Origin of the sequence: Lysinibacillus cavernae, from assembly GCF_009724685.1 — a bacterium.
GTDB classification, from domain to species: Bacteria; Bacillota; Bacilli; order Bacillales_A; family Planococcaceae; genus Lysinibacillus; species Lysinibacillus cavernae.
In genome coordinates, this window is the sequence record NZ_WMEF01000010.1 from 66,453 (window position 1) to 91,338 (window position 24,886).

Annotated in this window: 23 protein-coding genes; 5 read left to right on the forward strand and 18 right to left on the reverse strand. The window is 36.7% G+C overall.

The window, feature by feature from the left end:
- Positions 1-3 precede the first annotated feature (3 nt).
- Together GJU32_RS17695 and GJU32_RS17700 are read right to left on the reverse strand one after the other, a co-directional pair.
- Positions 4-906 (reverse strand): polyprenyl synthetase family protein, encoded by a 903-nt coding sequence (locus GJU32_RS17695; protein WP_155593247.1) that lies wholly within the window; start codon positions 904-906, stop codon positions 4-6.
- Positions 907-1,217: 311 nt separating this feature from the next.
- Positions 1,218-1,397: a hypothetical protein gene (locus GJU32_RS17700; RefSeq protein ID WP_155593248.1), complete on the reverse strand. Its 180-nt coding sequence runs from the start codon at positions 1,395-1,397 to the stop codon at positions 1,218-1,220.
- Positions 1,398-1,540: 143 nt separating this feature from the next.
- Here GJU32_RS17700 and GJU32_RS17705 point away from each other — a divergent pair, with 143 nt between their 5' ends.
- Positions 1,541-2,086 carry a hypothetical protein gene (locus GJU32_RS17705; RefSeq protein ID WP_155593249.1) on the forward strand — a complete coding sequence of 182 codons (546 nt, stop codon included), beginning with the start codon at positions 1,541-1,543 and terminating at the stop codon, positions 2,084-2,086.
- Positions 2,087-2,497: 411 nt separating this feature from the next.
- On the opposite strand, the gene GJU32_RS17710 is transcribed toward GJU32_RS17705, so the two are convergent.
- The 12 genes from GJU32_RS17710 to putP form a co-directional block, all read right to left on the reverse strand.
- A complete protein-coding gene (locus GJU32_RS17710) occupies positions 2,498-2,812 on the reverse strand; it encodes an antibiotic biosynthesis monooxygenase family protein (RefSeq protein WP_155593250.1) in 315 nt (104 codons plus the stop codon).
- 1 nt (position 2,813) lies between these two features.
- On the reverse strand, positions 2,814-3,833 hold the full coding sequence (locus GJU32_RS17715; RefSeq protein WP_155593251.1) for a siderophore ABC transporter substrate-binding protein: 1,020 nt from the start codon (positions 3,831-3,833) through the stop codon (positions 2,814-2,816).
- A 68-nt stretch (positions 3,834-3,901) separates the two neighbouring features.
- Positions 3,902-4,663 carry an iron ABC transporter ATP-binding protein gene (locus tag GJU32_RS17720; RefSeq protein ID WP_155593252.1) on the reverse strand — a complete coding sequence of 254 codons (762 nt, stop codon included), beginning with the start codon at positions 4,661-4,663 and terminating at the stop codon, positions 3,902-3,904.
- Positions 4,660-5,613 carry an iron chelate uptake ABC transporter family permease subunit gene (locus tag GJU32_RS17725; protein ID WP_155593253.1) on the reverse strand — a complete coding sequence of 318 codons (954 nt, stop codon included), beginning with the start codon at positions 5,611-5,613 and terminating at the stop codon, positions 4,660-4,662. Before GJU32_RS17725 ends, GJU32_RS17720 begins: the two co-directional genes overlap by 4 nt.
- Positions 5,606-6,556 carry an ABC transporter permease gene (locus GJU32_RS17730; RefSeq protein ID WP_155593254.1) on the reverse strand — a complete coding sequence of 317 codons (951 nt, stop codon included), beginning with the start codon at positions 6,554-6,556 and terminating at the stop codon, positions 5,606-5,608. Before GJU32_RS17730 ends, GJU32_RS17725 begins: the two co-directional genes overlap by 8 nt.
- A 285-nt stretch (positions 6,557-6,841) precedes the next feature.
- Complete coding sequence (locus GJU32_RS17735) at positions 6,842-7,894, reverse strand: YkvI family membrane protein (RefSeq protein WP_155593255.1); 1,053 nt, start codon at positions 7,892-7,894, stop codon at positions 6,842-6,844.
- Between the two features lie 49 nt (positions 7,895-7,943).
- On the reverse strand, positions 7,944-9,050 hold the full coding sequence (gene menC / locus GJU32_RS17740; RefSeq protein ID WP_155593256.1) for an o-succinylbenzoate synthase: 1,107 nt from the start codon (positions 9,048-9,050) through the stop codon (positions 7,944-7,946).
- Between the two features lie 21 nt (positions 9,051-9,071).
- Positions 9,072-9,896: a GNAT family N-acetyltransferase gene (locus tag GJU32_RS17745; protein WP_155593257.1), complete on the reverse strand. Its 825-nt coding sequence runs from the start codon at positions 9,894-9,896 to the stop codon at positions 9,072-9,074.
- Positions 9,896-11,041 (reverse strand): M20 peptidase aminoacylase family protein, encoded by a 1,146-nt coding sequence (locus GJU32_RS17750; protein ID WP_155593258.1) that lies wholly within the window; start codon positions 11,039-11,041, stop codon positions 9,896-9,898. The genes GJU32_RS17745 and GJU32_RS17750 overlap by 1 nt, the downstream gene beginning before the upstream one ends.
- A gap of 205 nt (positions 11,042-11,246) precedes the next feature.
- A complete protein-coding gene (locus tag GJU32_RS17755) occupies positions 11,247-12,734 on the reverse strand; it encodes a peptide MFS transporter (RefSeq protein WP_155593259.1) in 1,488 nt (495 codons plus the stop codon).
- 397 nt (positions 12,735-13,131) lie between these two features.
- Complete coding sequence (gene hflX, locus GJU32_RS17760; protein WP_155593260.1) at positions 13,132-14,418, reverse strand: GTPase HflX; 1,287 nt, start codon at positions 14,416-14,418, stop codon at positions 13,132-13,134.
- Between the two features lie 131 nt (positions 14,419-14,549).
- A complete protein-coding gene (putP, locus tag GJU32_RS17765; RefSeq protein WP_155593261.1) occupies positions 14,550-16,037 on the reverse strand; it encodes a sodium/proline symporter PutP in 1,488 nt (495 codons plus the stop codon).
- A 199-nt stretch (positions 16,038-16,236) separates the two neighbouring features.
- Here putP and GJU32_RS17770 point away from each other — a divergent pair, with 199 nt between their 5' ends.
- Positions 16,237-17,397 carry a class I SAM-dependent methyltransferase gene (locus GJU32_RS17770; protein ID WP_155593262.1) on the forward strand — a complete coding sequence of 387 codons (1,161 nt, stop codon included), beginning with the start codon at positions 16,237-16,239 and terminating at the stop codon, positions 17,395-17,397.
- Between the two features lie 306 nt (positions 17,398-17,703).
- Here GJU32_RS17770 and GJU32_RS17775 read toward each other — a convergent pair whose 3' ends face one another.
- Positions 17,704-19,023 (reverse strand): ABC transporter permease, encoded by a 1,320-nt coding sequence (locus GJU32_RS17775; RefSeq protein ID WP_155593263.1) that lies wholly within the window; start codon positions 19,021-19,023, stop codon positions 17,704-17,706.
- Between the two features lies 1 nt (position 19,024).
- Positions 19,025-19,711, reverse strand: a complete 687-nt coding sequence (locus GJU32_RS17780) for an ABC transporter ATP-binding protein (protein WP_155593264.1) — start codon at positions 19,709-19,711, stop codon at positions 19,025-19,027.
- A gap of 422 nt (positions 19,712-20,133) precedes the next feature.
- Between GJU32_RS17780 and GJU32_RS17785 the strand changes: the two genes are divergently transcribed.
- The 3 genes from GJU32_RS17785 (at position 20,134) to GJU32_RS17795 (ending at position 24,009) form a co-directional block, all read left to right on the forward strand.
- A complete protein-coding gene (locus GJU32_RS17785) occupies positions 20,134-20,754 on the forward strand; it encodes a DUF47 domain-containing protein (RefSeq protein ID WP_036128422.1) in 621 nt (206 codons plus the stop codon).
- Between the two features lie 20 nt (positions 20,755-20,774).
- The gene (locus GJU32_RS17790; protein ID WP_155593265.1) at positions 20,775-21,791 is read left to right on the forward strand and encodes an inorganic phosphate transporter; all 1,017 of its coding nucleotides are present in this window, start codon (positions 20,775-20,777) and stop codon (positions 21,789-21,791) included.
- Positions 21,792-21,897: 106 nt separating this feature from the next.
- Complete coding sequence (locus GJU32_RS17795) at positions 21,898-24,009, forward strand: MMPL family transporter (RefSeq protein WP_155593266.1); 2,112 nt, start codon at positions 21,898-21,900, stop codon at positions 24,007-24,009.
- A gap of 47 nt (positions 24,010-24,056) precedes the next feature.
- Here the strand turns inward: GJU32_RS17795 and GJU32_RS17800 are convergent, their stop codons facing one another.
- Positions 24,057-24,665: an alpha/beta hydrolase gene (locus GJU32_RS17800; RefSeq protein WP_155593267.1), complete on the reverse strand. Its 609-nt coding sequence runs from the start codon at positions 24,663-24,665 to the stop codon at positions 24,057-24,059.
- A gap of 17 nt (positions 24,666-24,682) precedes the next feature.
- Positions 24,683-24,874 (reverse strand): hypothetical protein, encoded by a 192-nt coding sequence (locus GJU32_RS17805; protein WP_155593268.1) that lies wholly within the window; start codon positions 24,872-24,874, stop codon positions 24,683-24,685.
- Positions 24,875-24,886: the final 12 nt, after the last annotated feature.

Genomic DNA, 24,886 nt, shown 5'->3' on the forward strand with positions numbered 1-24,886 from the left:
TCCTCATCTCATTAAATTTTGTAGAAAGTCTTTACCTAACTCGTTTATCGCTACATTTTCAAGGTAATTCAAGGCTTTAAACTTATAGACATTTTTCATTGTAATGGCATAACGTATTGCCCCACCATTTGTCAACTCGTTTTCTGTTGCATTATTATCCAAAATCGTAACTATATCATCATTATAATAGCTGGCAACCGATTTTGAAACATCATTTTTCTGTGATAAAAGATAAATAATAGGCAAAGAATATCTTTTATTTAGTAGGTCATTTTTAGGACCCCATGCTTTCAAGCTTTGTATATCATTTTTAATTTGTTGGATAATGCCTATGTATTTCCCATATGCCTCAACTTCTTTCGATATTTCCCCTTTTGCAAGCATTTCTCCAATCAAACAACCCATTGCTGTTAAAGAACCCGATTTCAAAGTAATCATTTGTACATACGAATCTTCATCACGACAATTATTTAGTAAGTCAAGTTGCTGACCATTTATACTTTTTAACGCGTATTCCTCAAGTAGCCTTATAGCAGCTCTTTTATGCTTAAAGGATGTTTCATCTATTGCTTTAGATGCCACAATTAGCATTGCTAAGGCAACATTTAAAGAGAGCTCAGGCGTTTTGTTCCAAATATAGTCCGAATCCTTATCCTGAAGATCATCAATAATATCAAAAGATAGTATTAGGAGTTCAATTGCTGCAGCTACTTTGTAGATATCTTCATTTTTACCATCTGAAAATGCTTCATAATGCCAAAAACATAACTTACCAAAGGAAAAACCAACGGATGTTTTTTCTTCTATGAAGCTTTTTAACAACAACATCAGCTCTTGGCCAAGTAATCTCTCATTTTCCACAAGAATGTCTAATGATTCATTAATACGTTCATCTAAATTGTTCAATAGTCCCATCTCCCTTCTGCTATATTAATAGATATTATATAGATTAGTGGGAATTAATACTAGCGGAACAATTATACACTACGTTTAATACAATTATATCCTTGATAAAGTGTAATACCGCCAAAAAGTGGCGTTATTTCTGCAAACCACGCCATATTTTTGTTAAAAAATACTAAAAAAATGGCGGTGTAGAACTATGTACCGCCATGAAAGTGGCGTAAACTCATCATTGAAATGGCGTTCTGTCAGATGTTACGCTTAGATTAATAATTAATTTACGCCTCAGCGTAATTGCCGCTGGCATTACGCTTTCACGGATAAACAATGCGTCCAATTTTTTTAAGCTCGCAAGTAGAAGTTAACTTTAAACCGTGGCGAAATATGACAAGGATTAACTGACCTGTATCATGCAGCCCTCTCTTAGAATCTGTTACATCCGCTGCAACACGATGTTGGGGACACCCAATAAAAAAACCAACACAAGCATTCATCTACCCCTATAGAGGAGGTAACTTCTGTACCTGACGCTTCGCTTTCGATATAAAAGCATTTGCTGAATCAAGATAAAACCATTTATTCAAAGTCAGGATAGATTGATGAACATGAAATTTTTTGTACTGGGAGTGACTTAAAAATGAGCGATACTATTTTCATACTTACGGCTAATTTTTCATGTAATATCTCTGTCTCAGCTGAAGAAATTACAATTAAGCAGCCTACAAATGATCAACGACGAATTGAACAAATTATTATTCGATCTGAGTTAAAAGCATATCAAGAAACCTTAGCAACGTATAAAAACATTTCCACCTTTTCAAATGTTATTAGTAATATCCCTGGATTTGAGGATACATTCCAACGAAAAAGAGACCAATATATCGAACAGTATGGCATTATAAGAATTTCGAACGAAAGCCTATCTAATATGCCGTTAGTCAATCCATTTGCCTTTGGATTAAATCTAGATTCGCCTACTGTCTATGTGACACCACATTACACAATTCTTAATGCTAGAGGGCTAGCAATGGCTACAAATTCATCTAATTCACACAGTACCCAAGATGATTTGGATGAGCTATGCCATACAAACATCTCAGGATTGTCCATTAATGAGAACACCATATCCTTTAATATGGATTCAACTTTTAGTGCGTGGAGAGGCACATCTATTAAGCATTAATTAATATTCATTACGCCTCGGTTTAATAGCCGCTGGTGCTTTGCTTTTGCACAGATAAAAAATGTGTCCAGCTATTTTCGAGCTGACGAGTAGAAGTTAACCCTATAACAACGGTTAACTAGTCTGTGTCGTACAGACCACTCTTCAAAATGTATGACTTACGAAAGGGCTTAGGGGCAATATGATGTTGGTCACACCTCATCGCCACAGGATAGGTTGTTTTTACCTTTGTTCCTTTACACTTGAACACTCACTGAAAAAAACCACAAAGCATTCTTCTCCCTCAATAGAGGAGGGAGCCTTCGAATGAAATCAATATAGACATTGATTAAAGTAGATAATTCTTCGTTATCTGCTTTTTTATGTATAACAAAAAAGGCGTCTCAAATGACTTGAGACACCTTTAAATGATTAACCTTTTACATAATAAACTTCTTGTCCGCTTTCAATGATATGCTCAGGCTTTGGCTTTCCTGCGCTTGCCTTATGACCGGCGATATGTTCAGGACTCTTCTCCCAATTTTTCCATGCTTCTTCTGATTCCCAACGAACCATCACTAGCACTTCCTCATCTCCACGGCGAACTTTTTTTACAAGTACCTGCTTATCAATGTAACCAGGTTGTTGTTCAAGCAATGATGGCTCGTTTGGGTTAGCACCAAAACGTTCCACCACCTTATCCGAATTTCCTTCCGTCACGACAATACGTTTAATTTGTACAAACATATTAGTTAACCGCCTTTAAAACATCTTCAACTTTTAGCGTTTCAGATTGTAATCCGCCACCTGAAAGATACCAAACTTCTGGATCTAGGTAGAACACTTTACCGTTTTTCACAGCGTTTGTTGCACTTACGATTTCGTTTTCAATCGCAGCTTTTGTACCAGATTCACCGTTTTCAGTTACTACTGCATCACGGTCAACTACAAATAAAATATCAGGATTTGTATCACGTACATACTCAAAACTTACATTATCACCATGTGTTCCAACTTTAACATTTTCATCAGCAGCTTTTACACCAAATACATCGTGAATCACACCGAAACGTGAACCAGTACCATATGCTGATAATGCACCTTCACTACCTAATACGATTAAAGCTTTCTCTTCAGATGCAGTTGCTTTCGTTTTTACTTCTTCAACTTTTGCTTCATATGCAGTAATTGCATCTGTAGCTTCTTTTTCTTTACCGAAGATTTTACCTGCTAATTCTGTATTAGCTTTGAATGACTCTAAGAAGTTTTTGTTATCTACACCAATGTATACTGTAGGTGCAATTTTAGATAGTTCAGCATAAGCTGCTGACGCACGACCAGAGATGAAAATAATGTCTGGGTTGATTTCAGATAATTTTTCATAATCAGGCTCGAATAAAGTACCAGCATTTACATATGTGCTATCTTTAAATTTACTTAAATATGACGGTAATGAATCTTGTACTACAGCAGTAGGATTAACACCTAAAGCATCTAATGTATCTAGGAAACCATTATCAAAAACAACTACTTTTTCTGGAATTTTATCAAGTTTTACTTCTTCAAAAGTAGTGCTACCATCGCGTCCTTCGATTGTGCTACCTGGAATTGTCAGTGGATATGCAGATGATTCTTCTTTTTGTTCTTCTGCTGGTTTATCAGTTGAAGTACCTTTATCTTCTTCTTTTGCCTCGTCTTTTGAACCGCAAGCAGCTAATACTAATAACATCATTGCCATTAATACCGTAAGTAATTTCCAATTTTTCATTTCGAAATTTCTCCTTTTAATTAATTTATTTGATAGTCAATTGATGGCACAACCATCTATAACTATTTTTACGAATTAAAATAAACACAAATTCGACAGCCATCCTGCTCTTGAACAGGGATATCCATATCATAGATTTCCTTCAAAGCGTCAGAGTTAATAATGTCATTTGTAGGGCCGTTTTTGACAACACGACCATTTTTTAACGCAACAATATGGTCTGAGTAAACAGAGGCAAAATTAATATCGTGTAATACGATGACCACAGTTTTCCCTAACTCATCAACCAGCTTACGTAAAATTTTCATAATCTGTACAGAGTGCTTCATATCTAAATTATTCAATGGCTCGTCCAGTAAGATATATTCTGTGTCCTGTGCAATAACCATTGCGATAAAAGCACGCTGACGTTGACCGCCTGATAGTTCATCTAAATAATTATGTTGTATATCTTCTAAGTTCATATAGCGAATAGCTTCGTCAACCTTTTCTTCATCTTCAGCCTTTAAATTCCCCTTGGAATAAGGGAAACGGCCAAAGGATACAAGCTCACGAATCGTTAGACGCACATTCATAAAGTTAGATTGCTTTAAAATCGATACTCGCTTAGCAAAATCATCTGATTTCCAGCTACGTACATCTGCTTTATCGAGTAGTACTTCGCCAGTATCTGCATTGAGTAAACGACTCACCATTGAAAGTAGCGTGGACTTCCCTGCACCATTCGGTCCAATAAAAGATGTGATTTTTCCTGAGGCAATATCAACACTTACATCTTGAACGACAGGTTTTTTCCCAAAAAACTTCGTAATTTCTTTGACTTGAATCATCCTGCTGACCTACTTTCTCTTAATAATAAGTAGATGAAGTATACCCCACCCACAAAATTAATAATGACACTAAGTGTAGTACTGAAAGTGAATACTCGTTCAACCATCCACTGCCCACCGACTAAAGCAATAATACTCATCACACAAGAACCAGCAATCAAGATAGAATGCTTGTATGTTTTGAAATACTGATATGATAAATTTGCAACGATTAAACCAAAGAATGTAATTGGCCCAACGAGTGCTGTCGATACAGCAATCAATATGGAAGCTAAAATTAACATACGTTGTACCAACTTATCGTAGGGTACACCTAAATTAATAGCTGTATCTCGCCCCAAAGACATCACATCTAATTGATTCATATGACGCCAACCATATATGAATGTTAATAAAATGATGACACCTGCTAGCCAAACTAAATCTGAGTTAACATTATTGAAACTAGCAAACATTTTACTTTGTAACCCTAAAAACTCATTAGGATCTATTAATACTTGGAAGAACGTTGTGATACTACCTAAAAACGTTCCTACAATCATACCCACAAGCAGTAAAAAATAAATCGGTCGCTTACCTTCTTTAAACAATACTCGATAAAAAATTAAAGCAAATACAATCATGGCTACAATAGCGAGCGTGAAATTATAGTAGATATTAATGACTAATATAGACGTAGAACCAAAGAAAAAGTAGATGCATGTTTGAATCAACATATACAAAGCATCTAATCCCATGACACTAGGAGTGAGAATACGATTATGTGTAATTGTTTGGAATACTACTGTTGAATAGGCTATAGCTATACCTGTTAAGCCCATCGCCACCACTTTTATTACGCGACGTGGAAATGCATAATGATAATTACCATTTAACTCCCAAAACAAATACAGTAAAATAGCTATCACTGCAAGACCTAGTAAAATGAACATTCTTGTACGATTACGCATATGCTCTCCCCCTAAACAACATGAATAGGAAGATGGCACTTCCAATTACACCAACAGTCATACTAATTGGTATTTCATAAGGGAAAATAAGTACGCGGCCAATAATATCGCAGAACAATAAGAAAGACATACCAAGTAATGCTGTATGCGGCAATGTTTTTGCCAAATTATCACCTTTAAACAGTGAAATAATATTCGGTATGATCAAACCAAGGAATGGAATAACACCGACTGTTAATACCACTGTTGTAGAGATAAGAGCTACCAACACCAAGCCTAAATTCAGCACAAATTTGTAGGATAGTCCAAGATTTTTCGCAAAATCCTCTCCCATTCCAGCTACTGTAAAACGATTTGCATAAATGTAAGCTAAAATAAGTACTGGTACACTTATGTATAACAGTTCATAACGGCCTTTCATGATTAATGAGAAATCTCCTTGTAACCATGCAGAAATGTTTTGGATAATATTTGCCTTATACGCAAAGAATGTTGTGACGGAAGACAAGATATTTCCATACATTAAGCCAATAAGCGGTATAAAGATCGCATCTTTAAATTTAATTCGATTTAATATTTGCATAAATAATAATGTGCCGGCTAAAGCAAATATGAAAGCGAAGGAAATTTTTTGGAAATACGTGACATTCGTGAAGAACATCATAGAAATCAATACACCCAACCGAGTGGCATCTAACGTACCAGCTGTCGTTGGTGATACGAACTTATTCCTACTTAAGCTTTGCATAATTAAACCAGCAATACTCATACCTGCACCTGCTAGCAAGATTGCAACGAGTCTAGGTACACGACTAATTAAAAATAGTCTAGTTTCTTCTGATTGGAAGTCTAATAGGTCACTTGGCTTTATATTTACTACTCCAATGAATAGCGACACGATAGACAACACAATAGTTGCTGTTAAAAGATATCTTATTTTCATAGTAATCCCCGGTAGATTTCATTTTTGTGTGTAACTCACTTTCTAGTGAAAATGATTATCATTACTCACGATTCCCATTATAAGCATGATTTTATTCTCAGTCAACCGACAAATGAGAATTGTTCTCGTTTTATTGAGTATTAACCAAAAAACGTGTCTAATTAACGAAATATCAGCAATTTCACCAAACTTTTCAGCTAAAATCATTCACTATTTCTACAAATTTTTTATCCAAACAAAAAGGTAATTGAGAACAAATTCTTTATCTCAATTACCATTACTATATTAAACAATCTTCTTAGCGCCTCTTAACCATGCTGAAATAATGAATATGATTAATACTAAACCTACATAGCCCATGACTGCATACAGCTTTGCTACTAATGTCGTGAATCCTACTAGACTCGCTAGAAATCCGAGACCACCTATAAAAATGACCGCTACTCTAAAACTTGCTCTACTTGGCTCAAAAAACCTTACCATAAATGAATAAAGCATTCCTACGGCAGTATTATAGATCATCCCTAAAAGAGAAATTGTCATTAATAATCCAACAACTGGATGAATTTCATTAGCTAGTGCTAGCATCGGAATGTCTAGTCCAACAATGATATTCATTTTTGCTAGAAGAGAAAAATTAATAAGTAAAATTAAAGCACCTAATAAAATGCCACCAATAATGCCACCCATACCAGCTACTTTGTCATTGCGTATCGAACCACACATAACAGTTAATAATGAAAAACTAACGCCTACATTGAATGACATATATAAGAGAGCAGTCACCCACCAACTATTCGCACTTATTTGAGCCTGTTGAGCAATAACTGCCTGTTCTACAAAGGTTAGATCCATCGTTGCTATGGCATAGATAGCGATAATGGACACAACTGTTAGTAGATAAGGTGTGGCAAGCGCGATGATATTAATAATGCTTTTCACATCCATCATGACAGTAGCTACTGTCAGCATAATCATGCAAATACTTCCTAGCCAAATAGGCAGTCCAAACATTTGCTGCAATGTTGCACCTGCGCCAGCAAACATAATAACAGCTACACCAAATAAAAAAAGCGATAGAACTAAATCCAACACAAAGCCAACAGTATTCCCTGAAATTTGATAAATCAAATCCTTATGTGAGGCTGTGCGGAGTCTTGAGCTAACTTGAGCAATACACATTCCAACAATAGAGAAACCAATCATGGCTAACACTGCACCATAGATTCCTTTAAAACCATAGCTTGTAAAATAGAGGACAATTTCCTGCCCTGATGCAAATCCTGCACCAACGATAATTCCTACATAGGCACCACCAATTTGCAAGCTTTTTTTCAATCAGTTCTCTCCTCGTTTTTCCTTTATCCAACGATTGACTAAGTAACGCTTATTGATAGACCTCCGTACTAATTGTTAACTTATCAATGACAGCCATATTAGGCGCATAACCAATACCAACCGACTGGGGTACCTCAATATAGCCGTCTTTAACAATTACTTCAGGTTCAATAATATCCTCATACCAATAATGACTAGAACCTGCCGTATCACCAGGCAATATAAAATGACTCAGTGATGTTAAAGCAATATTATGTGCTCGTCCGATTCCAGCTTCTAACATGCCACCGCACCAAACTGGAATACGGTTCTCTTTACATAAATCATGGATTCGCTTCGCTTCCGTTAAACCGCCAACTCGTCCAATTTTGATGTTGATTACACCGCAGCTCCCAAGCTCTATTGCCCTTCTGGCATCTTCAAAAGACGTGATGCTTTCATCTAAACAAATAGGCGTTTTCAACTTTTTCTGTAAAGTTGCATGATCGACAATATCGTCAGTGGCTAATGGTTGTTCAATCATTAATAATTCGAAGTCATCAAGCTGCTGTAATATGTTTATATCATCTAATGTATAGGCAGAGTTCGCATCTACCATCAATGGTAAATCAGGCAGTTCAGCACGGATTGCTCGTACCACCTCGACATCATAACCAGGTTTTATTTTCACTTTCACCCTTTTGTAGCCTTTTTCAATATGGCTTTTTATCAGCTCTATTAAATGAGCAGTAGAGGATTGGATACCTACACTGACCCCGACTTCGATACGTTGCTTTTGACCGCCTAATGCCTGTGCAAGTGATTGCTTCGTTTGTTGAGCATAGATGTCCCATATAGCACCTTCTATCGAAGCTTTCGCCATGCAATTTCGACGGATAGGGGCAAATAATGAAATAACCTCATCTGGATGCCTAATCTCTTTATGTAACAAGATGGGTATCAAAAAATCCTTCAACATATGCCATGTTGTACTTAATGTCTCTTCTGTATACCAGGGTGCCACAAAAGCAACAGTTTCTCCCCATCCCGTAATCCCTGATTCATCTTTTGCTTCTATCAATAACAGCTCTTTTTCATCGACTGTACCAAAGCTCGTTGTAAAAGGTGCTTTCAAAGGCATTTTTAAGTGCCTTAAAGTAATCTTTTCTAATCTCACGATAATCACTCCCTACCTATATTATAAGGCTAATAAGGAGCGTCTGACTAACAGATAGCTATGAACGTATTCTGGGTGCTTTTTTATACGCACGATGGCATAACCGTGATTAAATAATGTTGTTAAGATTGTTCGAATTTTATAACGCCAGTCCTCCGCAAGTTTTGGACTCTCGATTTTTATTTTTTGTAAATATTGAGGGATTGGTACTAGATAGGCATCCTTGTAATAGGCGTGTTCCATTTGAAATACATTATCAACATCAAGAACTGGCAATCCATCGACAGTTAAAGTCCACGGTACGATCTCTTCTGCTATTTCTTCTAATTCATCCAGGCTATCTGCCATCTGATCGCGCTCGATCCACCACTCAACGACTAATCTATCTGAAGGTAGCCCTTCATTAAAATCATCATGAAGTGATCCATAGTAATCATTATCATATTGATAGCTTATAGCATTCAGTTTTAAAAATGCTAGGTTAGCTAACCGTGATTCTAACGGTTCAATTAACCAACGGACAAGCTGAAATCCATTTTCTTTTGCATATTCTTGTTGGGTGTGCTTCAATAATTCACCTACGCCTTGTTCACGATATGCCTTTTCTACACCAATCATGTGTGAATGGAAGTATATTTCTCGGTTTCGATAGCCGACGAAGCAATAATTAAAACCAATTAACTTTTCTTCTAAATACGCTCCTACTATTAATCCGCCATTTTGTACAGCAGCTAATAATTGATGGGAGGGAATTGCTTGACTACCCCATATTTCAGCATTCAATTTTTGAACTTCTGCAATTTCTATAGGTGTCATCACTTTGCGAATACGTACTTTCTCTAACATTATGCGGACGCCTCCTTTGTATGACCTGACTCCAATGCTAACAAGACGGCTCTCGTTAGTATTTCAACCCCTGTGACAAGTCTTGCTTGTTTAAATTTCATTTTCGGATGGTGTAACCCTGGTGTTAACCCACAGCCTAGGCCTAACATTGTTGATTTTAAATGTGGTCGCTTTACAGCATAGTGATGAAAATCTTCTCCACCAGGTGTATGAACTGGCTTTCTTAGATTCGATAATCCTGCAGCCTGTATGATTGCCTGCTCCATAATATATTGTGCGCTTGCATCAACCTCAGCAGCTACGATATTGGCAACTGTACGTAATTCAATCTGCACCTTATGCAATAATTTAGAGGAATCAATAACCCGTTTTACCCCTTGTGCTAAATCATCCATTATATTGTTTTGTTGTGCACGAATATCAATAGTAAACGACGCATTTCCAGGGATAATATTGCCTGATTCTCCCCCTGCATGAAACTTTGTCATCTTAACAGACACAGGTACCATAGGATCTGTATGGATGGTTCGTAAATCTTCGACGATAGTTGCACCTACTTCAATAGCATTGGTGCCAAGATGCGGTCTTGCTGCATGGGCATCCTCCCCTATAATTTCACCTTCAAGTAGACGAGAGGCACCATGATATAAGGCTGCACAATAAGTACCATCCTCTAGTTCATGAACAGGTCTTACATGAACACCAAACAAATAATCTAAGTCATCAATAACCCCTTCTTCTAAAACTGATAAAGCTCCTGTTCCCTTTTCTTCCGCAGGTTGGAAAATAACACGGATTGTACCGTTAAATGATTGCTGAAGCTCTTTTAAAAGTAATAGCGTTCCAATTGCCATGGTCATATGTCCGTCATGCCCACAGGAATGGTTTGCACGGAAATGGCCATCGACCACCTGCCATAAGGCATCTATATCTGTTCTTAACCCCACTTTCGGATTTCCATTTCCCACATCAACGTATAGACCGGTGGAATTTTTAAAACGTATCGGTGAAAATCCTTCTTCTGTTAATAGCTCGATGATATAATTAGTCGTTTCTATTTCATGCCAGCTAATTTCTGGATTTGCATGTAAATGCGTAAAAATCTCCATTAATCTCGGCCTCAAATAATCCAATTCTTCCTTCATGGCTTCCAACCCCTTAAATTTTCATATTATTAAAATTATTATAACTAAAATAATAATTTTCTACATAGAAACTTATACCCTCACTCAACAAAATAACTACTTATGATAATATATTTCACCCTAAACTTCATAGATAGACATTTATTTAGATAGCAAAAAAAGATGCAAGTACAGTCACTCATAAGACTGTACTTACATCTTTCTTTTAGTTAATTCCTTTCATCGCCTTAGAAATAATCGGTGAAAGCAATAATATTAAAATTCCGACCACGATGGATAGTGATCCTAAAAATCCGAAGTATGTGAATTCGCTTACAACTTCATACACTCTCACTAATTGAGCATTAATTGCTTGTGCTGCTGCACTTGTTAAAAACCATAAAGACATGGTTTGTGCCGCAAAGGCTTGCGGTGCCAATTTCGTTGTAGCAGATAAACCTACTGGTGATAGTAATAACTCACCAACAACTACTAAGAAGAATGACAGAACTAGCCATAAAGGGCTAACTAACGTTTCTCCACCAGATAAGTGTGCTGGAATCATCATGACTAAAAACGATAGACCTGCAAAGAACAATGCATAAGAGAACTTACGTGGTGTCGTCGGTTGCTTGTCTCCCCATTTAAGCCATAGCATCGCAAACAATGGCGCCAATGTTATAACAAATAATGGATTCAACGACTGGAACCATGAAGATTGGAGCTGAATGCCTCCAATACTCAACTGTGTACGTTCATCTGCATACGTTGCTAAAATCGTTGCCCCTTGTTCTTGAATAGCCCAGAACATTACCGCAGATAAAAATAACGGAATGTAGGCAAGAAGGCGAGATTTCTCATCCTTAGTTGTCTTTTCACTGCGATACATATAAACAAAGAACACAGTTGGAATGATTACACCTAGAGCCGTAATAATTAAACTGAATACATTCATTGTTAATGTACCCGTTTTAATACCAATAGCACCTAAAATAATAATAAGTAAAGCTGCAATTCCGAATTGTGTAAAGACTTTTTTACGTTCTTCAGGCTTTAATGGGTTATTTACTTGTAAGCCCGCTAAGCCTAAATATTTTTTCTCTGTTAGTTTGTAGACAATTAAACCAATCAACATTCCAAGACCAGCTAAACCAAAGCCAAGGTGGAAGCTATACTTTTGTCCAATTGTTCCGACAATAAAAGGTGCAATGAATGCTCCCATATTAATACCCATATAGAAAATAGAGAAACCTGCATCACGGCGGCTATCCGTTTCAGCATAAATATCCCCAACAATACTTGAAACGTTTGGCTTTAATAAACCAGTCCCCATAACGATAAATGCCATTGAAACAAATAGCATGCTTACACCGCCAGGCAATGCCAGCAGTAAGTGACCGATCATTATTAACACACCACCATAAAAAATGGTTCTACGTGTTCCTAAAACTCGGTCGGCAATCCAACCACCAATAATACCAGACATATAAACGAGTGAACCATAGATGGCCATAATAGAGTTTGCTGTTCCGCGGTCTAGACCTAATCCACCCTCATGCAGTTCGTAATACATAAAGAAGATGAGAATTGCTCGCATACCATAATACGAGAAACGTTCCCAAAATTCTGTGAAAAACAAAGTAAAGAGCCCTTTAGGGTGTCCAACAAAGCCATTTTGAGGGACAGATTTTACAACTTCATCTTTACTAGACATACAATACCCTCTCCCAATTAAATTATTCTTAAAAAACATCATTACCCTAATTTAAAGATATAAAAACTTTGTTTCATCATACTAAAGCGTTTTTTTAACTTTAGCAAGAGTTTTAAAAAATGTTGAAAATTTGTCATTTTTCTATAAATTCTGATTGATTATAATAGAAATTATTAAATCCTTTGATATATCTAAGTTTTCTCACTCTTTCATAACTGGAAAACGATTCATCACCATTTAATTATTCTAAAATATTTAAAATTCGGATTTTTCACTAATTCACACTATTTCTCTGTGATTTTTAGGTACATAACACTTTGTTCTAGACTCTACTATTCCCCCTAATCACAAAAAGCATGCCAAAAATCTTTTGGCATGCTTTGGGTAGTCTATATTTTTAATTCACAACATATTGTTGATACTTTGCATAATCCGCTGCTTTTACTTCAAGCGATAATAATGTACCGTCCTCTTCATAGGCTGTATTAAAGACAGAGGCGTGTTCATTTAGATAAGAAACAACGTTACCTTGGTCATAAGGTATTAACATGTCACACGTCACATAATGAGAGAAAATGTGTTGACGAATTGATTGTAATAATTCCTCTAAGCCTATCCCTTGTTTTGCTGAAATCCAAATATTATCACCACTCACAACTGGATAAGGAACATTTGCAATATCAGACTTATTATACACATAGATTGTTGGAATTCCTTCAACACCAACTGCTTTTAGTGTTTCATTTGTTACATCCATCATAAATCCATGCTCTGAATTTGAAACATCCACAACATGGAGTAAAAGGTCGGCATCTCGTGCCTCTTCCAATGTGGATCGGAATGCTTTCACTAAATGGTGAGGTAATTTACTAACAAAACCAACCGTATCTGTGAGCAAAAACGTCTTTTTATCAGGCAGTTCAATCTGACGAACTGAAGTTTCAAGTGTAGCAAAAAGCATATCCTTCTCAAAGACCTGCTTATGCTCTTCTTGTCCTATTTGTGACAGTAGCTGGTTCATAATCGTTGATTTACCTGCATTTGTATAGCCTACAATAGATACAACTGGAAGTGCATTTTTACGGCGCTGTTTACGTTGCGTTTCTCGTTGTTCCTTGACATGCTCAAGATCCTTTTTAATTTTGGCAATCTGATCTTCAATTTTTCGTCGATCCAGTTCAAGTTTCGTTTCACCAGCACCACGGTTTTTAAAGCCTCCTCCAGTACCGCCACCTTGACGGCTTAGAGATGCATGCAAGCCCACTAAGCGTGGCAGCATATATTGCAGTTGTGCTAATTCCACTTGCATTTGTGCTTCTCGTGTTTTTGCCCGTCTTCCGAAAATATCTAAAATAAGCATTGTTCGATCTATGACCTTCGTTGCTAAATCACGCTCTAAATTACGAATTTGCGAAGGAGACAATTCATCATTAAAAATAACAATATTTGCTTGTGCTTCCTCATAGAAATTTTTGATTTCTTCTATTTTACCTGTCCCAACATAATGTGAAGGTGTAACGCGCTCCAAATTTTGTGTAACAATCCCTACCACTTCTACATGCAAGGCTTCTGCTAAATTTTGTAGCTCTTCCATAGAATAATCAAAATGCTCGTCATTTCGTAAATTCACGCCAACTAATATGGCCTTTTCAATTAATACATCGACTTCCTTAATTCTATCCATTAGAAACCTCCCACCAAAGCCTGGTGCCCCCGCGACAAATTTACTTCATCTTACCATAAAAACCTTTTATCGTAATTATGGCCATCAGTATTTTTCTAAAAAATGCGCCTCTATATAAAGGCGCATTTCAACTATTTTCTTTCTTCTTTTAGTAATACTTCCGAGCGATTGAACTCTTCTTCAATGTCCTTATTTGGTCTATAGGTCATCATACTGACAACAACCGCAACAATTAAACAAACAAAGAAACCTGGAACAATTTCGTACAAAGCACTTGATAAAGCATCAACTTTACCCCAAATAAACGCAGTTACAGCACCCGTTACCATTCCACTAAGCGCCCCATAATTCGTTAATTTTCTCCAATATAAAGAAAGCAAAATAACAGGTCCGAAGGCTGCACCAAATCCTGCCCAAGCAAAGCCAACTAAGCTTAAGATTGAACTATCTGGATTCCAAGCTAGAATTGCTGCAATAATCGAAACAACGAATACAGCCATACGTCCAACAAAAACATAATGTTTATCATCTGCTGTTTTGTTAAATAATGCTTTATAAATATCCTCTACTAGCGCTGAAGAAGTAACGATTAATTGGGATGAAATAGTACTCATGACAGCCGCTAAAATAGCTGCCAGCATGATACCCGCTATAAATGGATGGAACAAAATTTGTCCAAGTACAATGAATACTGTTTCAGCGTCCTTTAACTCACCAGCGTTTTGCTCATAATAGGCAACACCTACCAAAGCTGTCCCAATAGCACCGAATAAGCTTAACATCATCCAGCCTATACCAATACGTCGAGCCTGCTTCGTCTCTTTCACTGAGCTAATCGCCATAAAGCGTACAATAATATGTGGCTGTCCAAAATAACCTAATCCCCAAGCAAGTGAGGAAATAATTCCTGCCGCTGTAGCAGTGGCTGGTAATAAATTCAAAAGATCTGGATTAACCGCATTAATAGATGCAATTGTATCCCCTATACCACCTGTTACAAATACACCAAATAGCGGTACCATTATAAGTGCTAAAAACATAATAAGTCCTTGTAAAAAGTCTGTATAACTAACCGCTAAAAACCCGCCAAATAGGGTATAGGCAACTGTTACACCTGAAACGATTAATAACCCTGTGTGATAATCATAACCAAATGAACTTTCGAAAAACTTGCCTCCTGCTACCATACCAGATGATACGTAAAATGTGAAAAATAATAAAATGATGATACCTGAAGCAATTCTTATAAGCTTGGTATTGTCACGTAATCGGTTATCTAAATAACTCGGAATGGTAATGGAGTCATTAGTAACCTGTGTGTAAACCCGTAACCTTGGTGCAACCAATAACCAGTTTAAATAAGCTCCTACTGTTAGACCAATCGCGATCCAAGCCTCCACGAGACCTGATAAAAATATAGCACCCGGTAAGCCCATCAGGAGCCAACCAGACATATCCGCAGCACCCGCACTTAATGCGGTTACAGCTGGACCTAAAGAACGACCACCAAGCATATAGTCTGTTAAATTTGATGTTTTAACAAATGCATACCAACCAATTGCTAGCATGGCGATCATGTAAATAATAATGGCTAATAATTGATACGTGTTATCAGACATATTTTCTCCTCCTTTTCAATCTTTAGTATCACCAATTCGATAAGAATTACTATATAAAAGATACCATGAATATACAACTCTACCTATAATTAATCAGAATTTTTTGTAAAAATAGTTCCGAATGCCAAAGTAGTCATTGTACATTATAAAATGTGTTAAACTAGTCCCATCTATTACACAATAAAGTAGGCGAAAATGTATGACATTTGAAGAAATGAAAGCTCTGCTCACTGAGCAAATTTTACAACAACAACTTGTGACTGCTACAATCAGTCAACCACGAATGAAATCGAATGAAATTAAACGTATAAAAATAAAGCCTATACTGTTAAAGGATAATTACCATATACAAATTGAATACCAATATGAACGTATTTTAAAACATGAAAATATTCTATTGGCTCATTTTCCTTCCAAGCTTGAAGCCCTTTTGGAGGATTATCGTCAAATTCATATCGATTTCGTAGCCGAGAAGGTACATGTGCAATTATCAAAAAAGAATAAAGTACTTTGGAAATCCGATAAATCTACGTCACCAAAACAAGTTAACTTAGCCCATAATCGTAAGAAAAATTATTTACTTTCTGATGACAAACCATACCCTTTTTTAATTCGATTAGGGGTGCAAACAGAAGATGGGAAAGTTAAGAAACAGAAATACGATAAATTTAAACAAATTAACCGCTTCATTGAATTTATTGATGATGCTTTAACTTACTTACCTCAGGATCGGCAAGTTCGTATTTTAGATTTTGGTTCAGGCAAATCTTACTTAACCTTTGCTTTATATCATTATTTAAAAATCGAAAAAGGTCTAGACATTCGTGTCACCGGTTTAGATTTGAAAAAAGAGGTTATTGAAGAATGTTCTACAATAGCACACGATTTAGGCTATGACCAGCTTGAATTCCTTGTAGGGGATATTAATGATTATAACGATGAATCTGCTGTTGATATGGTAGTAACGCTACATGCATGCGATGTAGCCACAGATATGGCATTAGCCCGTGCTGTAAAATGGGGTGCAAGTGTAATATTAAGCGTTCCATGTTGTCAGCATGAATTAAATCGTCAACTAACTACACCAACTCTTGATATTATGTTGCAACACGGTCTTGTAAAAGAACGTTTTGCTGCACTTGCCACAGATGCTATTCGAGCTGAAATTTTGTCGTTAGTTGGCTATGAGGCACAGTTACTAGAGTTTATTGATATGGAAAATACACCTAAAAATATTTTGATTCGAGCATATCAAACAGGTAAAAAACCAAGTAAAGAACAACGCGTTAACTACGATGCCTTCTTACAATTACTAAATGCAAAACCCTTTTTAGCAAATGAGTTAAAAGAGTACTTATAACTTAGCGAGGTCCTTCATCCCAAATAGAAAGGCGATCCAATTAGCATTGGACCGCCTTTTAACTTGTTTCAGCAAATATCTTTCTCTATTATGGGAGATGAATGCTTGTTTTGCTTTTTCAGTGGGTATTCAAACGCCTGATGAATCAGCATAACCCCTGTCGAATGTCACAGATTTTAAGAATGCCGACACACAGGTCGGTTAACCGTTGTCACAGAACGTGACGGTTTTGGGTTAGCTTCTATTCGCCAGCGAGAATAAATCTGGACGCATTGTGCAAAACAACTAAGCCGATACGTAATTTGATTATAGCTCTTGTCGTAATGCTTGAATGACATCAATTTTTGTAGCTTTGCGCGCTGGACGATAGCCAGAAATCATCGCTACTCCAACACTAATGGCCGATGCGATAATGACTAGTTGCCACGGGATTAGAGAAAATGTTATATCATTTGTTGCAAAAGCATCTTCCCCTGTTGCTGCCTTTAATATCAATGGTAATGCTATGTTAGCCGCAAAGCTGACAGCATATGAGATGACAACCGCAATAAGGGTACCAAAAATCCCAATAAACGTGCTTTCCATTAAAAATAGTCGTTGGATAAGCTTTGGACTCGCACCAATCGCCTTTAACACACCAATTTCACGAGTTCGTTCTGTAACAGCCATAGTCATTGTGTTAAATATCCCAATGGAAGCAATCAACACCGCAATTGTACCCACGAAAATTAAACCAATTTTCAATACAAGGAAAAATACATTCATTTGATCTAATTGCTCAGTCACTGAATATACACTATAGCCATTATCTTTTAATTTCTCTAATAGTGGCTTTACATTCTCTAAAGTATCAGCAAAAATATTAAATTCGGAGAAAAATACCTCTTCCTCTTTGATCTCGCTTACCTTAGATAAACTTTCAGCTAACACTGACTTTTGTGCTTTATCCATATGAATGGCGTTATCCACCATCCAATCGTATGAAGGTTTTTCCATCACACCAACAATTGTGTAGCTCATTTTTTCTGTTTCGTCATTTGCGCCAATGTTAGATACTAAAGACAAGTCAATATTCTTACCAATCATTGACTCTTTATAGCCCTCTTCACTGCCGTCATAGTATGTGCCATCTGCCTCAGCCTTTTTACTCTTTTCAGCTATGATAGTACGTTCTGCCTCATTCAATAACGTTTGAGCGAAATGATAGCCTACAACAATTTCATTTGGTTTTGAAGGATAGTTTCCTTCTGCAAGCTTGCCATTTACCTGTTCAAAGTCTTGTATATCCGACAAAGTTAAATTAGAGGTTGTATCACGGTCTCCTAAAAACGAATGTGCAGAAGCATTTATACTTATGGTTTCAAGCACTGTTTCCACATGATCTAACTTTTTAATTTCTTGCACTTGCTCATCGGTTAATTGTTTATCGCCATACACTTGAATTTTCGTAACTGTCTCATTTGAAAGAATTTCATTGCGTAGAGATTCCTGTAAACCAAAGCCAACTGATGCTAGTACAATTAGAAAGGCACAGCCCATCGTTGCAGCTAATATCGTCATAAAAACACGCAATTTATTTTTCTTTATATGCTGAGTAACAAAATCTAGTTGATCCTTAAATAACATGTTAAGCCTCCTCCTTTACGAGTTCCCCATCATACATACGGAAGCGTCTATGAGCTATAGTAGCCACTTCTTCATCGTGGGTAATAATGACAAAGGTTAGCCCCAATTCACGATTTAAGCTTTGAATGAGCAATAAAATATCTTGCTCTGTTTCTGAATCTAGACTTCCTGTTGGCTCATCTGCAAGCAATACCGGAGGATTTGTAATAAGGGCACGTGCAATACTGACACGCTGTTGTTGTCCACCTGAAAGTTCATTCGGATAATGATCTGCCACTTCTGTGAGACCAACCTTGTCCATTAATTTTTTTACTTTTTCATTTCTTATTGCTTTGCGTAAACCTTGTAGTTTTAAAGGTAATTCAATATTTTCAAAAGCCGTTAAACCCGGCATCAATTGAAAGTTTTGAAAAATAAAGCCGAAGTGACGTAAGCGAAACGCAGCACTTTCTGTTTCAGTCAGATGAACCGTCTCCTTACCATTCACTTTAATCGATCCCTGTTCAGCTTTCATAAAACCAGCTAAAACTTGTAATAAGGTTGATTTTCCTGAGCCACTTTTTCCTACAATAGCAACAATCTCTCCTTTATTGACCGCGAAGTTCACGCCTTTTAATACTGGAACCTGTTTTTCCTTCCCTCTTTTACCAATTAAAAATGTATGCTGTAAGTTTTCAACTTGAATCATTGTGAATAAACGCTCCTTTCTCAATCAAGTTCTATTGTAGAAAACAAATCTTAATAAAGAGGAAGGATAAAAATGAAGATATTCTTAAGAATAGGAAGACACTCTTCTCGTCATAAATGAATTTACATTACCTTTACAATTGAAAATAAAATTTCTATCGTCATTCATCAATTTTCTTATTCTTATCTGTACTAAACAGTTAATAATACAGTCAAATCACCAAATATAATAAGGATTATTCTGTATTTATAAAAACAAATACAGCTTGACCATCTTTCTTTTTGTGAACGAATTGTATATTACAGGAATGTAAATTTTTATGTCGATTATGAAATTTTTATGTAGATAAATTAAAGATTTTGTTATGATAGTAAAGTTTAGAGGTCGATTAATTTATTTATATCCAGGAGGATTCGATTTACATGCTTAACTCAAAAAAACAAGACCCTTTCTTTATTGCATTGCATAAAATTGCTGAAAATATGAGAGAGGCTGTACATTACGCAAATGATTTTCGTATTAACAGTGTAGCTGACCTTAAAGAGATTAGCATTACAATGAAAAACTACGAAACTGCTGGCGATAAGCTCATTCATGAACTGATCGTAATGCTAAACAAATCATTTATGACACCTATTGAGCGCGAGGACATTTTAGAATTTGCCATTCGTATGGATGACATTTTAGATGGAACAGAGCACTGTATTGCGCACTTTGAAATGTTTTCGCTCACTGAGATTGATGAATCAATGCGCACTTTCTTAGGATTTATTTCTAAAAGTGCTGATGAAATTGTCAAAGCTACTGAAGAGTTAAAGAAGAAGAATCTAATTGGTATGCGTCCACACGCAATTCTTATTAAAGACTATGAACGTGAGTGTGATGAGGTACAACGTTCTTCCATTAAAAAGTTATTTTTAAACGAAAAAGATCCGATTCGCCTCATTAAATTTAAAGATATATATGAACAACTTGAAGATATTGCTGATCATTGTCAAAACGTAGCCAATACTATGGAAACAATTATCATGCGTAACGCATAATTAGGAGATGGCATTTTACAATGAATACAATCATCATTCTAACCGTACTGGTCGTCATCTTTGCCCTAACATTTGACTTTATCAATGGTTTCCACGATACAGCAAATGCTATCGCAACTTCGGTTTCCACTAGAGCATTGCCACCTCGTGTGGCGATCATCATGGCAGCAACCATGAACTTTGTCGGTGCTATTACCTTTGTAGGGGTAGCGAAAGCTCTAACAAAAGACATTGTAGATCCGTTTTCTTTAAATGCCTTTGAAGGAGACACAACCGGTTCAGTCGTTATTTTAGCTGCATTAACTTCAGCTATTATTTGGAATTTATTAACATGGTATTTCGGTATTCCATCTAGTTCTTCACACACATTGATTGGCTCTATTGCAGGTGCTGCTGTCGCATCTGCAGGATTCAATGTGTTAAACTATGGCGGCTTTACTAAAATTATTTTGGCGTTAGTGTTTTCGCCAATACTTGCTATTTGCGCCGGCTTTATCATGATGACGCTTTTTAAATTATGGTTTAAAAATTTAAATTTATATCGAACAAATAAAGGTTTCCGCACTATGCAAATTTTCACTGCAGCCATTCAATCGTTTACCCATGGTACGAACGATGCGCAAAAAGCGATGGGGATTATGACAATGGCTTTAATTGCTGGTGGTTTGCATACAGGGGATGAAATACCTTTCTGGGTACGAGCTGCAGCGGCTACAGCAATGGGTCTAGGTACATCTATCGGTGGATATAAAATTATTAAAACAGTTGGCGGTAAAATCATGAAAATCCGTCCCGTTAACGGTGTAGCAGCCGATTTAGCATCAGCTACAGTTATCTTTGGCGCTACATTAATTCACTTACCAGTATCTACAACACATGTTATTTCTTCATCTATTATGGGTGTTGGTTCTGCACAGCGTGTCCGTGGTGTAAACTGGGGAATGGCTCGAAAGATTGTTACTACTTGGATTATTACAATGCCTATCTCAGCCGTTATGGCATCCATTATTTATTTCGTATTATCATTATTCTTTTAACAATGAAGACTCCTGTCCGATGAGTGGACAGGAGTCTTTACTTTGTCACACGACAAAATGTGACACATCCTTTACACTATTTGAAAAGGGGGATACAAAAACAACTATGAAAATTTTTTCAGCTTTTATTACAGCACACGCTAAAGCAATCGTAGCCATATGGCTTATTATTTTTCTAGCAATGGCCTACTTTGCTTTACAGCTTCCTGGCAAACTTCAGGGTGATGGCTTTTTCGTTGAAGCAGATCATACCTATGTTACAAATGAGCTAGCAGAAACATTTGATCTACCATCTGATACGATTTTGATTGTCTTTGATCCAGCTCAAGATAAGAAAATTGAAGATACTTTAAAAAAACTAGATAACATAAAAGAAATTCATTCAATTCAATCACCATTAGAAGATTCCTCTTTACGAAAAGATGGTATTGCCTATGCAATGGTTCATTTAAAAAATGATGTAGAAAATCTCCCTGACATCGTTGAGGAATTCCGTTCTTTAATTGAAGAAGAAGGGGTTAGCATTACTGGAGGACCGGTTATTTCTGCTGACATTAATACGGCCAGTCAAAAAGATTTGGCGTCAGCTGAAGCCATTGGGTTGCCAATTGCCATCATCGTTCTATTATTGGCTTTTGGTACGGTTGTTGCTTCAATTTTGCCAATCATCATTGGTGTTGTAACAGTCGTTACTGCCTTTGGTATAATGACGCTACTTAGTGGTAGTGTGAATCTATCCATTTTCGTCTTAAATATTGTCCCGATGCTTGGCCTTGCTTTAAGTATTGACTTTGCGCTACTGTTTATCAACCGTTACCGAGAAGAGCGTACTCACACCTCTGTTGCACAAGCCATTCAAACTGCTACACAGACAGCAGGACGTTCAATTATTTTCTCCGCAGTCTGTGTCATGATTGGCTTAGGCGCTATGATCGTTATAGATGTAGAAATTTTTCATAATATCGCTCTAGGAGGTACTATAGTAGTCCTGTTAGCTGTACTTTCTGGCTTAACACTTCTTCCTGCCACAATGATGCTTTTAGGTGATAAACTCAACAAATGGCGTCTCATACGTGTTAAAGCAGGTGGTGCTAATCGTTGGCGCGGCTTTGCTGGTTTTGTCATGAAACATCCAGTCGCTATTGTGATTACAGCATTATTGTTACTTGGCATCGGTATGCTCCCATTAAAGGATATCCAACTAACGATTCCTCAGGTTGATTCCTTACCAACAAAATATGATGCACGTGCAGCTTACGATAAATTAGATGAAACGTTTGAACTCGGCGGATCCTCTACTTTATACTTGTTAGCTGAACGAAAAGAAGGCTGGGAAGATGCGGAAGGAAGAGAGCTAATTTATGCTATTCAAGAAAAGCTATTAAATGACTCCCTAGTAACAAAGGTTTCAACAATCTATACAGCTGCTAACATTCAAACGCCTGAGGAGCTTTCTGCTTCTTTAGCAATTCCACAAGTTGCGGAACAGTTAGAGCCAGTAATGAATACTTTTTCAAAAGATACACAATTATTTATCCCTATTACCATCGATGCAGCAGGTTCATCCACTACAGCTCAAAAGTTTGCCCGAACTTGGATGGATAAAAACCTAGGTGTTGATTTTGCACTTGGTGGTCCGGCTAAATTTAACCAAGAGATCTTTGATGAAATTGCGAGTAAAATTGTTTTGGCAATAGCCATTATCATTGTATCTACATTTTTCATTTTAATGCTGGCATTCCGTTCGGTCTTAATTCCGTTAAAGGCGATTATTATGAATATTATTGGGCTTTCTTCTGCCTTCGGTATACTCGTTTATATTTTCCAATACGGACATTTTGGTATTGAAGCAGGCTCAATTGTACTGATTATCCCAGTCATCGTTTTCTGTCTTGTATTCGGCTTAAGTATGGACTACGAAGTCTTTTTAATCTCACGTATCCAAGAAGAGTACTTAAAAGGTGCAGATAATACTCGAGCTACAATTGATGGACTAACTTCAACGAGCCGTATTATTACATCAGCTGCACTTATTATGATTGTTATTACAGGAGCATTTGCCTTCACAGATGTTATGCCTGTGAAACAAATTGGTGTTGGTATAGCCATTGCGGTTGCTATTGACGCAACGATAATTCGTCTGATGCTTGTACCTAGTCTCATGAAACTATTTGGCGATTGGAACTGGTGGCTACCTTTCTCAAAGAAAAGTAAATAATATAGTTAAAATCCGCCTCCTTCATAAAAAGGAAGCGGATTTTTCAATTAAGCATAGATGCTGTTATACCATTCTTTTGCAGCTTGTACTTCAGGCATTGTTAGTTGATGACCAAAATTAAACCATTTTGTCGTTACAATTGCACCTGCCGAAGTAAAAAGTGTTGCTAAATCCTCAGATTCTTGCGCTGTACACATCGGATCATTTGAACCAGCACCAATATAAATAGGGGTAGAAGAAAGTTTCGGTAATTCAATCCCACGTCTTGGCACCATTGGATGATGAAGAATTGCACCTGCTAGCGCATCTTCATAATGGAACAATAAACTTGCTGCAATGTTAGCACCATTTGAATAGCCTATCGCTACAATTTGTTGACGATCAAAGCCATATTGCTGTGCTGCTTCAAGTAAAAAGTCGTTAAGCTCTTTTGTACGAAAGATTAAATCCTCAATATCAAAGATACCTTCAGCCAATCGCCGGAAAAAACGTGGCATACCATGCTCAAGTACATTTCCTCGAACACTTAAGATATTTGCTGTATCATCTATTTCCTTTGCAAGGCCAATTAGACTTTCTTCATTACCTCCTGTGCCATGTAACAACAGTAAAGTCGGCTTTGTTTCATCTGTACCTTTATAAAAAATGTGCTGCACTGACAATCACCTCTCAATTATCTTGAATTCGAGATAATTGTAGCCTGTGGCAAAATTAAATTCAAGCTCTTTGACTTATTAATTTCACGATTTTCACGATTTGGCTGCTCTTCATGATTTTTATAAAAATTAGTAATGGTATAAACTGAAAATAAACATACCGCAATAACAACAACAATAACAATTCCCACTAATTTTTTCCCGTTCATTTATGATGATCC

Excerpts from the sequence above, each read along its gene's own strand:
- GJU32_RS17730 (WP_155593254.1), bottom strand. The coding sequence starts at position 6,556 with ATGAAAATAAGATATCTTTTAACAGCAACTATTGTGTTGTCTATCGTG.
- GJU32_RS17705 (WP_155593249.1), top strand. The coding sequence starts at position 1,541 with ATGAGCGATACTATTTTCATACTTACGGCTAATTTTTCATGTAATATC.
- GJU32_RS17770 (WP_155593262.1), top strand. The coding sequence starts at position 16,237 with ATGACATTTGAAGAAATGAAAGCTCTGCTCACTGAGCAAATTTTACAA.
- hflX (WP_155593260.1), bottom strand. The coding sequence starts at position 14,418 with ATGGATAGAATTAAGGAAGTCGATGTATTAATTGAAAAGGCCATATTA.
- GJU32_RS17795 (WP_155593266.1), top strand. The coding sequence starts at position 21,898 with ATGAAAATTTTTTCAGCTTTTATTACAGCACACGCTAAAGCAATCGTA.
- GJU32_RS17755 (WP_155593259.1), bottom strand. The coding sequence starts at position 12,734 with ATGTCTAGTAAAGATGAAGTTGTAAAATCTGTCCCTCAAAATGGCTTT.
- GJU32_RS17725 (WP_155593253.1), bottom strand. The coding sequence starts at position 5,613 with ATGCGTAATCGTACAAGAATGTTCATTTTACTAGGTCTTGCAGTGATA.
- GJU32_RS17745 (WP_155593257.1), bottom strand. The coding sequence starts at position 9,896 with ATGTTAGAGAAAGTACGTATTCGCAAAGTGATGACACCTATAGAAATT.
- GJU32_RS17785 (WP_036128422.1), top strand. The coding sequence starts at position 20,134 with ATGCTTAACTCAAAAAAACAAGACCCTTTCTTTATTGCATTGCATAAA.
- GJU32_RS17715 (WP_155593251.1), bottom strand. The coding sequence starts at position 3,833 with ATGAAAAATTGGAAATTACTTACGGTATTAATGGCAATGATGTTATTA.
- GJU32_RS17720 (WP_155593252.1), bottom strand. The coding sequence starts at position 4,663 with ATGATTCAAGTCAAAGAAATTACGAAGTTTTTTGGGAAAAAACCTGTC.
- GJU32_RS17805 (WP_155593268.1), bottom strand. The coding sequence starts at position 24,874 with ATGAACGGGAAAAAATTAGTGGGAATTGTTATTGTTGTTGTTATTGCG.
- GJU32_RS17700 (WP_155593248.1), bottom strand. The coding sequence starts at position 1,397 with ATGAATGCTTGTGTTGGTTTTTTTATTGGGTGTCCCCAACATCGTGTT.
- GJU32_RS17780 (WP_155593264.1), bottom strand. The coding sequence starts at position 19,711 with ATGATTCAAGTTGAAAACTTACAGCATACATTTTTAATTGGTAAAAGA.
- GJU32_RS17790 (WP_155593265.1), top strand. The coding sequence starts at position 20,775 with ATGAATACAATCATCATTCTAACCGTACTGGTCGTCATCTTTGCCCTA.
- GJU32_RS17750 (WP_155593258.1), bottom strand. The coding sequence starts at position 11,041 with ATGAAGGAAGAATTGGATTATTTGAGGCCGAGATTAATGGAGATTTTT.
- GJU32_RS17775 (WP_155593263.1), bottom strand. The coding sequence starts at position 19,023 with ATGTTATTTAAGGATCAACTAGATTTTGTTACTCAGCATATAAAGAAA.
- putP (WP_155593261.1), bottom strand. The coding sequence starts at position 16,037 with ATGTCTGATAACACGTATCAATTATTAGCCATTATTATTTACATGATC.
- GJU32_RS17710 (WP_155593250.1), bottom strand. The coding sequence starts at position 2,812 with ATGTTTGTACAAATTAAACGTATTGTCGTGACGGAAGGAAATTCGGAT.